This is a genomic window from Streptomyces sp. YS-3, from assembly GCF_045257485.1.
Lineage (GTDB): Bacteria > Actinomycetota > Actinomycetes > Streptomycetales > Streptomycetaceae > Streptomyces.
Genome location: NZ_JBJHPC010000200.1, coordinates 1 through 11528 on the forward strand (window position 1 = coordinate 1; position 11528 = coordinate 11528).

Genomic DNA, 11528 nt, shown 5'->3' on the forward strand with positions numbered 1-11528 from the left:
GGTGCGCACGCTGGCCCCCTCCATGACCCGCTCCATGCAGCGCGTCGCCGAGGCCGTCGCCCAGGACCCGGCCGGGTGCGCCGCCCTCACCGTCACCGGCCTCGCCGAGCTCACCGGCACCAGCGAGGCCACCGTGGTCCGCACCGCCCGCCTCCTCGGCTATCCCGGCTACCGCGATCTGCGCCTCGCGCTCGCCGGGCTCGCCGCCCAGCAGCAGTCGGGGCGCGCCCCGGCCGTCACCGCCGACATCGCCGTGGACGACCCCCTCGCCGACGTCGTCGCCAAGCTCGCCCACGACGAGCAGCAGACGCTCGCCGACACCGCCGCCGCCCTCGACACCGTCCAGCTCGGCGCGGCCGTCGCCGCCCTCGCGCAGGCCCGCCGCATCGATGTGTACGGCGTCGGCGCCTCCTCCCTCGTCGGCCAGGACCTCGCGCAGAAGCTGCTGCGGATCGGCCTCATCGCGCACGCCCACACCGACCCGCACCTCGCCGTCACCAACGCCGTGCAGCTGCGGACGGGGGACGCGGCCGTCGCCATCACCCACTCCGGCTCCACCGGTGACGTCATCGAGCCGCTGCGCGTCGCCTTCGACCGGGGCGCCACCACCATCGCCGTCACCGGCCGCCCCGACGGCCCCGTCTCCCAGTACGCCGACCACGTCCTGACCACCTCCACCGCCCGCGAGAGCGAGCTGCGCCCGGCCGCGATGTCGTCGCGCACCAGCCAACTCCTCGTCGTGGACTGCCTGTTCATCGGTGTCGCCCAGCGCACGTACGAGACGGCCGCCCCCGCGCTCGCCGCCTCCTACGAGGCACTCGCCCACCGCCACAGCCCGCGCACCCGCTGACCCCGGGCGCCCTCGCACACGTCACGAAAGAGCAGCGCTGCCATGACTTCCACGTACGGGGAACTCCGCGCCCAGCTGGCCGCCCTGACCACCGAGGCGTTCCGGCCCGAGCTCGCCGACATCGACCGGCTGCCGACCGCCGAGATCGCCCGCATCATGAACGGCGAGGACGCCACGGTCCCCGCCGCCGTCGCCGCCCAGCTCCCGCGCATCGCCGCCGCCATCGACGCCACCGCCGAGCGGATGGGCCGGGGCGGGCGGCTGGTCTACGCGGGCGCGGGCACCGCCGGACGGCTCGGCGTGCTGGACGCCAGCGAGTGCCCGCCCACCTTCAACACCGACCCCTCGCAGGTCGTCGGCCTGATCGCGGGCGGCCCGGCGGCGCTCGCCTCCTCCGTCGAGGGCGCCGAGGACTCCGGGGAGCTGGCGGCGGCCGATCTGGACGGGCTCGCCCTCACCGCGCTCGACACGGTCGTCGGTGTCTCCGCCTCCGGCCGCACCCCGTACGCGGTGGGCGCGGTCGAACACGCCCGGGCGCGCGGGGCGCTGACCATCGGCCTGGCCTGCAACGCGGGCTCGGCGCTCGCCGCCGCCGCCGAGCACGGCATCGAGGTGGTGGTCGGCCCGGAGCTGCTGACCGGCTCGACCCGGCTGAAGTCCGGCACCGCGCAGAAGCTCGTCCTCAACATGATCTCGACGATCACGATGATCCGGCTCGGCAAGACGTACGGGAACCTGATGGTCGACGTCCGCGCCTCCAACGACAAGCTGCGGGCCCGCTCCCGCCGGATCGTGGCGCTGGCCACGGACGCGGACGAGGAGGCCGTCGAGGCCGCCCTGTCCGCCGCCGGCGGCGAGGTGAAGACGGCGATCCTGATGCTGCTTGCGGATCTGGACGCGGCGACGGCGACCCGCCGGCTGGCGGAGGCCCGGGGCCGGCTGCGCGCCGCGCTGCCGTAGCCGGCCGCCGGACCCCGCGAACGCCGAAGGGCGGCACCCCCAGTGGGGTGCCGCCCTCCGTACGTAACGGGCTCGCCGATCCTCGGAAGAGGATCAGAAGTCCATGTCACCGCCCGGCATGCCGCCCGGAGCGCCGCCCGCGGCGGCCTTCTCCGGCTTGTCGGCGATGACGGCCTCGGTGGTGAGGAACAGCGCGGCGATCGACGCGGCGTTCTGCAGCGCGGAGCGCGTGACCTTCGCCGGGTCGATGATGCCCTCGGCGATCATGTCCACGTACTCACCGGTCGCGGCGTTCAGACCGTGGCCGACGGGCAGGTTGCGGACCTTCTCGACGATGACGCCGCCCTCGAGACCACCGTTGACGGCGATCTGCTTCAGCGGGGCCTCCAGGGCGAGCTTCACGGCGTTGGCGCCGGTCAGCTCGTCACCCGCGAGGTCCAGCTTCTCGAAGACCGAGGAGGCCTGGAGCAGGGCCACGCCACCGCCGGCGACGATGCCCTCCTCGACGGCCGCCTTGGCGTTGCGCACGGCGTCCTCGATGCGGTGCTTGCGCTCCTTGAGCTCCACCTCGGTGGCGGCGCCGGCCTTGATGACGGCCACGCCGCCGGCCAGCTTCGCCAGACGCTCCTGGAGCTTCTCGCGGTCGTAGTCCGAGTCCGAGTTCTCGATCTCGGCGCGGATCTGGTTCACGCGACCGGCGACCTGCTCGCTGTCACCGGCACCGTCGACGATGGTGGTCTCGTCCTTGGTGATGACGACCTTGCGGGCGCGGCCGAGCAGGTCGAGGCCCGCGTTCTCCAGCTTGAGGCCGACCTCCTCGGAGATGACCGTGCCGCCGGTGAGGATGGCGATGTCGTTCAGCATGGCCTTGCGGCGGTCGCCGAAGCCCGGGGCCTTGACGGCGACGGACTTGAAGGTGCCGCGGATCTTGTTCACGACCAGGGTCGACAGGGCCTCGCCCTCGACGTCCTCGGCGATGATCAGGAGCGGCTTGCCCGACTGCATGACCTTCTCGAGGAGCGGCAGCAGGTCCTTGACCGAGCCGATCTTCGAGTTGACGATCAGGATGTACGGGTCGTCGAGCGCGGCTTCCATGCGCTCCATGTCGGTCGCGAAGTACGCCGAGATGTAGCCCTTGTCGAAGCGCATGCCCTCGGTGAGCTCGAGCTCCAGACCGAAGGTCTGGGACTCCTCGACCGTGATGACGCCTTCCTTGCCGACCTTGTCCATCGCCTCGGCGATGAGCTCGCCGATCTGGGTGTCGGCGGCGGAGATGGAGGCCGTCGAAGCGATCTGCTCCTTGGTCTCGACATCCTTCGCCTGCTCCAGGAGCGCACCGGAGACGGCCTCGACGGCCTTCTCGATGCCGCGCTTCAGGGCCATCGGGTTGGCACCCGCGGCCACGTTGCGCAGACCCTCGCGGACGAGCGCCTGGGCGAGGACGGTCGCGGTGGTCGTACCGTCACCGGCGACGTCGTCCGTCTTCTTGGCGACTTCCTTGACCAGCTCGGCGCCGATCTTCTCGTACGGGTCCTCGAGCTCGATCTCCTTGGCGATGGAAACACCATCGTTGGTGATCGTGGGGGCGCCCCACTTCTTCTCGAGGACGACGTTGCGGCCCTTGGGGCCAAGGGTGACCTTGACGGCGTCGGCGAGCTGGTTCATCCCGCGCTCGAGACCGCGCCGTGCCTCCTCGTCGAACGCGATGATCTTGGCCATGTGAAGTGGTCCTCCCGGACAGGGGTGGCGTTCTTCGTGGACCGCGCCGGTGCCCGCGACGGACGGCTCGCGGCCCTTGTGGTTCCTTGCCCCACCCGGTCCGCAGGCCTCACTGACCCGATCCAAGTTCTGTCACTCTCACTGGGAGAGTGCTAACGCCAATGATTAGCACTCGACCCCGGAGAGTGCAAGGCCGTCCCACCGCCACGGCCCGGTCCCGGACACCCGCGCGCCGCGGCCGGGGGCACCGGCGCGGGCCCGGACACACACGTGGGGCCCGCATCCATTTACAGAGGATGCGGGCCCCACGGGCCTGTATGCGTCGGTGGCCGATCGCGCCGAGATCAGACGGCGAGCTTGACCATGTCCGCCTGCGGACCCTTCTGGCCCTGCGAGATCTCGAACTCGACTCGCTGACCTTCTTCAAGGGTGCGGTACCCGTCCATCTGGATCGCGCTGTAGTGGACGAAAACATCCGCACCACCGTCGACCGCGATGAAGCCGTACCCCTTCTCCGCGTTGAACCACTTGACGGTGCCCTGAGCCATGCCTAACTCCCCTATTACTGGCCCTTGCACGGGACCGCACTTCGCGGACCCGGGTCAGATCTCCACCCTCCGACAGGAGAGGGTGTGCGCCGGAACGCGTCGACCGCGGCTGAATGTATCTGCCCAACTGCCCTCTGCAACAGGTCAGTCGGACGAGAATTCCGGGCAGGGGCCGGGAGCGGAATGCCGCCTATTCCAGCATTACGGGGCAAGTCGGGCCGGGCAAAGCGCACTTAAGGAGCAATATGCTCGAACACTTTGACTGCATCTCGACGCCGGTTCGTCGCGTTCTCATATGCACGTGGCATGCGCAGCGAAGGGGACTTCCCCACTGTACCGCGCTCAACCACACTGAATTGCCCCCTCCGCTTAGCTTGCGGAGGGGGCAATTCAGGTAACAGCGCGTAGGTCAGCAGCCGCCCGCGACGGCGGGAATGATCGAGATTCCGGCGCCGTCCGGCGTGGCCGTCTCCAGCCCCTGCTCGAAGCGGACGTCGTCGTCGTTGACGTACACGTTGACGAACCGGCGCAGCTTGCCCTGATCGTCCAGGACCCGGGCGGCGATCCCGGTGTGGTTCTTCTCCAGGTCGGCGATGACCTCGGCGAGGGTGGCACCCTCGGCCGCGACCTCGGCCTGCCCGCCGGTGTACGTACGGAGGATGGTGGGGATGCGGACGTTGACGCTCATGGGGCTTCCTGCCTTCCGTCTGGGAGCTGCTGGTGGGTCAGCCGGCCAGGCCGGCGTCGCGGAACGCGTCCAGGCTCGGGCGGATGGTCGCGGTCGGGCCGGTGGTCGGCGCCACCGCGTCCAGGGTCTTGAGGCCGTCACCCGTGTTGAGGACGACAGTAGTCAGAGCCGGGTCCAGAAGCCCGTCCTCGATGAGCTTGCGGGTGACACCGACCGTCACGCCGCCCGCCGTCTCGGCGAAGATGCCCTCGGTCCGGGCCAGCAGCTTGATCGCGTCCACGATCTGCCCGTCGTTCACGTCCTCCACCGCGCCGCCGGTGCGCCGGGCGATGTCCAGGACGTACGGGCCGTCCGCCGGGTTGCCGATGGCCAGGGACTTGGCGATCGTGTCCGGCTTCTGCGGGCGGACCACGTCGTGGCCCGCCTTGAAGGCGGTGGAGACCGGCGAGCAGCCCTCGGCCTGGGCGCCGAAGATCTTGTACGGCCGGTCCTCGACGAGCCCCATCCGGATCAGCTCCTGGAGCCCCTTGTCGATCTTCGTGAGCTGGGAGCCGGAGGCGATCGGGACGACGAGCTGGTCGGGCAGCCGCCAGCCGAGCTGCTCGCAGATCTCGTACGCCAGCGTCTTGGAACCCTCGCCGTAGTACGGGCGCAGGTTCACGTTGACGAAGCCCCAGCCCTCGCCGAGCGGGTCGCCGATGAGCTCCGAGCAGAAGCGGTTGACGTCGTCGTAGTTGCCCTCGATGCCGACCAGCTCGCCGCCGTACACCGCGGCCATGACGACCTTGCCCTGCTCCAGGTCGTGCGGGATGAAGACGCAGGAGCGCAGGCCGGCGCGGGCGGCGGCGGCGCCCACCGCGCCCGCGAGGTTGCCGGTGGAGGAGCAGGAGAGCGTGGTGAAGCCGAAGGCGCGGGCGGCCTCGACGGCGATGGCGACGACGCGGTCCTTGAAGGAGTGCGTCGGGTTGCCGGAGTCGTCCTTGACGTAGAGACCGCCGGTGACGCCGAGTTCCCGGGCGAGGTTGTCGGCCTTGACGAGCTTGGTGAATCCCGGATTCAGGTTGGGCTTTTCAGCCACATTGGCCGGAACAGGCAGCAGGGGCGCATAGCGCCAGATGTTGTCCGGGCCCGCTTCGATCCGCTTGCGGAGCGCCTCGGGATCACCTGTCGGAAGGTCGTACGCGACTTCGAGCGGCCCGAAACACAGGGCGCAGGCGAAGATGGGGCCGAGCTCGAAGCGCTCGCCGCATTCCCGGCAGGAAAGCGCGACGGCGGGACCGAGATCCACGGAGGTGGTGGCGTTTACGGTGGTGGTGTCCGCGGTGGCGACCGTGGTGGCAGCTACGTCGGCGGTGTGCACAGCCATGATGGCGAGGCCCTTTCTCCTCATCTTCCCCATGGCGCATTTCGCCATGAGACGGAATTGGCACCTTCCCCACCGTGACCTCGCGGTCGGCAGGAGGGTTGCCGGGACTTCAACGGGCCGTTCCCTCAGTCCCTCTGGATGAGCGCTGTGGCACCGGGTCCATGACCCGGGCATTTGTCCGCGTGGCGACCCCGACATGCGACGGCCGTCCGCGTTGTTCAAGACTGTAACCGAAGGCGCGGACGGTTGAGATAGTCGTCCGAACCGCGAGACGGACCACACACGGCACCCGTACCGTCCCGCACACCGTCACTCACAGAGGGGTCACCGATCGTGCTGGAAGAGGTGGAACGCTGGCTGAGCAGGCGTTCCTGGTCGGCGGCCGACCGCCCGCTGGACGCGATCACGGCCGCCAAGCGCCGCACGGGCACCACGGTCAGCGTGGTCCTGCCGGCGCTGGACGAGGAGGCCACGGTCGGGCAGATCGTGACCGCGATCCGCCGCGAGCTGATGACCGCCGCCGTGCCGCTGGTGGACGAGCTGGTGGTGGTCGACTCCGGCTCCACCGACCGTACGGCCGAGGTCGCGTCCGCCGCCGGCGCCCGGGTGGTGCACCGGGACGCGATCCTGCCCCGGATACCGGCGCTGCCCGGCAAGGGCGAGGTCCTGTGGCGCTCCCTGCTGGTCACCACGGGTGACATCGTCTGCTTCATCGACGCGGACCTGAAGGACTTCGACCCCGGCTTCGTCTCCGGGATCGTCGGCCCCCTCCTGACCGATCCGGACGTCGACCTCGTCAAGGCGATGTACGACCGCCCGTTCGGCGACTCCCCAGGCCAGGGCGGTCGCGTCACCGAACTGGTGGCCCGCCCGCTGCTCAATCTGCACTGGCCCCAGCTGGCCGGGTTCGTCCAGCCGCTGGGCGGCGAGTACGCGGCCCGGCGCTCCCTGCTGGAGCGACTGCCCTTCCCCGTCGGTTACGGAGTGGAGCTGGGGCTCCTCGTCGACGCGCTGCACACCGTGGGTCTCGACGCGCTGGCCCAGGTCGACGTGGGCGTGCGCAGACACCGCCACCAGGACGGGCAGGCGCTCGGCCGGATGGCCGCCGCGATCTACCGCACGGCCCAACTGCGGCTGTCCCGGGCCCACTTGGTGCGGCCCTCGCTGACCCAGTTCGAGCGGGCCGAGGACGGCTTCGTCCCGCGCACGTACGCGGTGGACACCGAGGAACGGCCGCCCATGCGCGAAATCTCGGAGTACGCGGTGCATCGCGCGGCGTAAACGAACATGACCGTCGGGGTCCGTGACGCTGTTCGCACGTTTGAGGCATTCCGCTTCGGGCTAGGTTCGTCTCCATGGTCTCCGCGCGTGCTGCCCAGGTCCTCGTCGCGTCCAACCGCGGCCCGGTCTCGTACACCCTCGACCCCGACGGAACACTCACACCCCGCCGCGGCGGCGGCGGCCTGGTCTCGGGCCTCTCCGCCATCGGCGCCGAGGCGGACACCCTGTGGGTGTGCTCCGCGCTCGGCGACGGCGACCGGGAGGCCGTGCGGCGCGGGGTGGGCGAGCCGGGTGTGCGGATGCTCGACATCGACGCGTCCGTGCACGCCGACGCGTACAACGGCATCGCCAACTCGGTGCTGTGGTTCGTCCACCACATGCTCTACCAGACGCCGCTGGAGCCCGCCTTCGACGCGGAGTTCCGGCGCCAGTGGGGCGCGTACGAGGCGTACAACCGGGCCTTCGCGCGGGCCCTGGCGGACGAGGCGGCGGACGGGGCGGCCGTGGTGGTCCAGGACTACCACCTGGCGCTGGTCCCCGGCATGCTCCGCGAACTCCGCCCCGACCTGCGCATCGGCCACTTCTCGCACACCCCGTGGGCGCCGCCGGAGTACTTCCGGATGCTGCCGGACGACGTGGCCGCACAGCTCCTGAAGGGGATGCTCGGCGCGGACCGGCTCGGCTTCCTGACCCGGCGCTGGGCGGACGCGTTCACCCGCTGCTGCGAGGACGTCGTCGGCGGTACGGGCACCACCCGGATCGGGGTGCACGGGCTCGGCGCGGACGCCGAGTTCCTGCGGCGCCGCTCGCACGAGAGCGACGTCGAGGAGCGGATGGCCGCGCTGCGGGAGGAGATCGGCGCGGGCCGCCGCACGATCGTCCGGGTCGACCGCACGGAGCTGTCGAAGAACATCGTGCGGGGACTGCTGGCGTACCGGCAGCTCCTGGAGGAGCGCCCCGAGTGGCGCGAGCGGGTGGTGCACGTCGCCTTCGCCTATCCGTCGCGGCAGGACCTGGCGGTGTACCGGGAGTACACCGAGGAGGTGTCCCGGGTGGCCGCCTCGATCAACTCCGCGTACGGGACGGCCGACTGGACCCCGGTGGTCCTCCATGTGAAGGACGACTTCGCCCGGTCGCTGGCGGCGTACCGGCTGGCCGACGTGGCGCTGGTCAACCCGATCCGGGACGGCATGAACCTGGTCGCCAAGGAGGTGCCGGTGGTCTCGGACTCCGGGTGCGCGCTGGTGCTGTCGCGGGAGGCGGGGGCGTACGAGGAGCTCGGCGAGGACGCGGTGGTGGTGAACCCGTACGACGTGTCGGGCACGGCGACCGCGCTGCACGAGGCGCTGTCCATGGGGCCGGAGGAGCGGACCGCGCGCACGAAGCGGCTGGCGGCTGCGGCGACCGCGCTGCCGCCGCAGCGGTGGTTCCTGGACCAGCTGGAGGAACTGCGACGCTGACCTTCGTCCACGGACGTGGGTTGCTCGCGCCCATGCGGCGGAGCCGCACATCAACACAGCCCCGCGCCCCAGACTGCCCAGGGGCGCGGGGAACTGCGCGACCAGCCCAGACGGACCCGCAGCTGAAGTTCCGACCCCTTCAGGGGCGCGGGGCGCAGTCCCGTGGAGGGGGAGGTGTGGGGTCGGCAGTACGAGGGCGTGGGACCATCGAGCGTGCTCGACATCGGCTACTCCCTCTCCAACCGCTTCCCCGACCCCCCGCAGACCGACTACCGCCGCGCGGACGTCCACGCCCTGCGCCACGACCTCTTCTGCGGAGACGTCTACCTCGCCGACACCAAGAAGGACCGCGAGGTGTCCACAGCCTGGGGATGGGTGCCGGTGCTCGACTTCGCCTGGGCGCTCTGCGACACCGTGGAGGCGCTCGACCGCGACCCGCGCGGCAGCCGCTCCTCCCGGAGCCAGTACGCCGAGATCGACTTCACCGAGTCCACCGATCGCATGCTCTTCGAGCGCCGCTTCGGCTGGGTGGACGTCGAGGCCGACTGGATGCCCGGCGACGAGCCCCCGCTCACCTTCAGCCACCGCCTGCTGCGCCGCGAGGCCCGCGACTTCCTGCACGACGTGATCGCCGACCTCAGCGACATGCACGACGACCTCGCCGAGAACCCCGTCATCTGGACCCTTCAGGCCCGCTTCCCGCGCCTGACGGACTAGGGCGGGCCGCCCGGCCGCGCGGCGGGCGGCGGGCGGCGGGCGGCCTCACGCCACCACCCGCACCCCCACCTGCGCCGCGAACGCGGGCGCCAGATCGACCAGCTGGGACGGCGTGATCACCGCGCCCGCCAGCCGGTCCACGCCCCGGGCGATGTCCAGGAGCGAGGCGCCGCGCAGGTCCACGTCCTTCATCCGGGCGCCGGTGAAGTCCGCGCCCCGCAGCTCGCAGCCCGCGAACGCCACCCGGTCGAGCCGGGCCGCCGCGAAGTCCGGCTCGGCCAGGACGCAGTTCTCGAAGACCACGTCCCGCAGGTCCGTGTCGCGCAGATTCAGATAGTCGATCTTTCCGCCGCGGATCAGCACCCGTTCGAGCACCGCGCCGTGCAGCTGCACACCACCCATCCGGACGTCATGGATCTCCACATCGCGCAGGGACGCGCGCGAGAGGTCGGTCCCCACGCCGCGGACCCCGGAGATCACCGTGTCGATGAGACGGGACCCGGGCAGCCGCGTCTCGTCCAGCACGCAGCCGAACACCCCGCAGTCCATGAAGCGGGCCCCGGTGCCCTCCTGGCCCGACAGGTCCAGATTCCGGAACTCCAGGCCGTCGTAGTCGCCCTCCGGTTCCAGTTCCGCCGGACCGTGTGGTGCCAGCGGGGGCAGCCGTACTTCCGGACGCCGCACCGCCGTCACTTCGCTCGCCCTCTTCGCCATGACTCCATGCTGGACCACCCCACTGACAACCGTCCCACCCCTACCTGTCACATTCCCCCCTCCTCGCTCCGTCTCTAACGATGAGTGCCCGTACAGCGACAGGAGAGCAGAATGGACCGGATCACCGTCATCGGCGGCGGCCTCGCCGGGCTCACCGCGGCCATCACCGCGGCCGAGTCCGGCGCCCGGGTGAACCTGTACGAGTCGCACCACACGCTGGGCGGGCGCGCGCGTACCGCGGAGGGGCCGTACCTCACCAACGACGGTCCGCACGCCCTGTACAACGGCGGCCCGCACTGGGCCTGGCTCAAACGCCGTGGCCTGCTGGGGCAGGTCGCCTCCGTACCGCCGCTGGAGGCCGCCAGATTCCGCTTCCACTGGGACGGCTCGCTGCGGCACACTCCGCCTCTGGCCCTGCTGAAACTGGCCCGGCAGAGTCCGGGAAGCGCCCCCGTGGACACGGACTTCGCCACCTGGGCGGCCGGGGTCGTCGGCGCCAGGGCCGCCCGCGCCGCAGCCAACTACGCGGCCGTCGCCGTCTTCCACCACGATCCCGGCTCGCTCTCCGCCGCGTTCGTCCAGGAGCGGCTGCACCGCGCCGCCGCGCTGCCCCCCGAGGCGCGCTATCCGGTGGGGGGTTGGGGCGCGCTGGTCGACCGGATGGCCACGCGCGCGTGGGAGCTGGGGGTGCACGTGGAGACCACCGCGCGCGTGGACGCGCTCCCCGACGACCACGGGCCGGTGGTCGTCGCGACCTCCCTCGACGCCGCGCGCCGGCTGCTCGGCGACGACTCGCTGCGCTGGACCAGTGGCCGTACGGTGCTGATGGACGTCGGGCTCACCAGCCGGCGGGGGGATCCGTTCGTCGTCTCGGACCTGGAGACGCCGGGCTGGATCGAACGCTTCACGGCAGCGGGCCGCACGCTCGCGCCGGCCGGGCACCAGCTCCTCCAGGCGCAGTTCCCCATCGCGCCGCACGAGTCGAAGGCCGATGGGGTCGCGCGGGGTGAGCGTCTGCTGGACGCGGCGTTCGCGGGCTGGCGCCAGCGGCTCACCTGGCGCCGTGACGCGCTCGCGGCGGGGCGTACGGGGGCGGTGGATCTGCCCGGCACGACGTGGCGCGACCGCCCGGCGATCGACCGCGGCCACGGGGTGTTCCTGGCGGGCGACCAGGTGGCGGCACCGGGCGTCCTGTCGGAGGTGGCGTTCGCGAGTGGGGTGGAGG

At 71.3% G+C, this 11528-nt stretch carries 11 protein-coding genes and 1 riboswitch; of the genes, 6 read left to right on the plus strand and 5 right to left on the minus strand.

The annotated features are described in order from the left end of the window. The first annotated feature begins 1 nt into the window (after window position 1). Together ACJA3G_RS18010 and murQ are read left to right on the plus strand one after the other, a co-directional pair. A complete protein-coding gene (locus ACJA3G_RS18010; protein WP_406554019.1) occupies window positions 2–850 on the plus strand; it encodes a MurR/RpiR family transcriptional regulator in 849 nt (282 codons plus the stop codon). 42 nt (window positions 851–892) lie between these two features. Continuing rightward, window positions 893–1810: an N-acetylmuramic acid 6-phosphate etherase gene (murQ, locus tag ACJA3G_RS18015; RefSeq protein ID WP_406554020.1), complete on the plus strand. Its 918-nt coding sequence runs from the start codon at window positions 893–895 to the stop codon at window positions 1808–1810. Between the two features lie 93 nt (window positions 1811–1903). Here the strand turns inward: murQ and groL are convergent, their stop codons facing one another. From groL to thrC, 4 genes are all read right to left on the minus strand, one after another. Then, complete coding sequence (groL, locus tag ACJA3G_RS18020) at window positions 1904–3529, minus strand: chaperonin GroEL (protein ID WP_406554021.1); 1626 nt, start codon at window positions 3527–3529, stop codon at window positions 1904–1906. A 344-nt stretch (window positions 3530–3873) separates the two neighbouring features. Then, on the minus strand, window positions 3874–4077 hold the full coding sequence (locus ACJA3G_RS18025; RefSeq protein WP_005315736.1) for a cold-shock protein: 204 nt from the start codon (window positions 4075–4077) through the stop codon (window positions 3874–3876). Between the two features lie 409 nt (window positions 4078–4486). Then, window positions 4487–4765: a MoaD/ThiS family protein gene (locus ACJA3G_RS18030; protein ID WP_406554022.1), complete on the minus strand. Its 279-nt coding sequence runs from the start codon at window positions 4763–4765 to the stop codon at window positions 4487–4489. A gap of 37 nt (window positions 4766–4802) precedes the next feature. Continuing rightward, window positions 4803–6155 carry a threonine synthase gene (thrC, locus tag ACJA3G_RS18035; protein WP_406554023.1) on the minus strand — a complete coding sequence of 451 codons (1353 nt, stop codon included), beginning with the start codon at window positions 6153–6155 and terminating at the stop codon, window positions 4803–4805. After that, window positions 6149–6276, minus strand: a riboswitch (SAM riboswitch). It overlaps the preceding gene by 7 nt. A gap of 188 nt (window positions 6277–6464) precedes the next feature. On the opposite strand from thrC, the gene ACJA3G_RS18040 reads away from it, so the two are divergent. The 3 genes from ACJA3G_RS18040 to ACJA3G_RS18050 all read left to right on the plus strand — a co-directional run bounded on the left by ACJA3G_RS18040 (window position 6465) and on the right by ACJA3G_RS18050 (window position 9589). Next, window positions 6465–7412, plus strand: a complete 948-nt coding sequence (locus ACJA3G_RS18040) for a glucosyl-3-phosphoglycerate synthase (RefSeq protein WP_406554024.1) — start codon at window positions 6465–6467, stop codon at window positions 7410–7412. Window positions 7413–7486: 74 nt separating this feature from the next. Next, window positions 7487–8872, plus strand: coding sequence for a trehalose-6-phosphate synthase (locus ACJA3G_RS18045; protein WP_406554025.1), 1386 nt, complete (start codon window positions 7487–7489; stop codon window positions 8870–8872). 213 nt (window positions 8873–9085) lie between these two features. Beyond that, window positions 9086–9589: a hypothetical protein gene (locus tag ACJA3G_RS18050; protein ID WP_406554028.1), complete on the plus strand. Its 504-nt coding sequence runs from the start codon at window positions 9086–9088 to the stop codon at window positions 9587–9589. A 45-nt stretch (window positions 9590–9634) separates the two neighbouring features. On the opposite strand, the gene ACJA3G_RS18055 is transcribed toward ACJA3G_RS18050, so the two are convergent. Next, the gene (locus ACJA3G_RS18055) at window positions 9635–10303 is read right to left on the minus strand and encodes a pentapeptide repeat-containing protein (protein WP_406554026.1); all 669 of its coding nucleotides are present in this window, start codon (window positions 10301–10303) and stop codon (window positions 9635–9637) included. A gap of 111 nt (window positions 10304–10414) precedes the next feature. Between ACJA3G_RS18055 and ACJA3G_RS18060 the strand changes: the two genes are divergently transcribed. Next, window positions 10415–11528, plus strand: a 1114-nt coding sequence (locus ACJA3G_RS18060; RefSeq protein WP_406554027.1) for an NAD(P)-binding protein, incomplete at its 3' end; no start/stop codon positions are given.

Coding starts and splice junctions, on each gene's coding strand:
- murQ (WP_406554020.1), top strand. CDS start 893: ATGACTTCCACGTACGGGGAACTCCGCGCCCAGCTGGCCGCCCTGACC.
- groL (WP_406554021.1), bottom strand. CDS start 3,529: ATGGCCAAGATCATCGCGTTCGACGAGGAGGCACGGCGCGGTCTCGAG.
- ACJA3G_RS18025 (WP_005315736.1), bottom strand. CDS start 4,077: ATGGCTCAGGGCACCGTCAAGTGGTTCAACGCGGAGAAGGGGTACGGC.
- ACJA3G_RS18030 (WP_406554022.1), bottom strand. CDS start 4,765: ATGAGCGTCAACGTCCGCATCCCCACCATCCTCCGTACGTACACCGGC.
- thrC (WP_406554023.1), bottom strand. CDS start 6,155: ATGAGGAGAAAGGGCCTCGCCATCATGGCTGTGCACACCGCCGACGTA.
- ACJA3G_RS18045 (WP_406554025.1), top strand. CDS start 7,487: ATGGTCTCCGCGCGTGCTGCCCAGGTCCTCGTCGCGTCCAACCGCGGC.
- ACJA3G_RS18055 (WP_406554026.1), bottom strand. CDS start 10,303: ATGGCGAAGAGGGCGAGCGAAGTGACGGCGGTGCGGCGTCCGGAAGTA.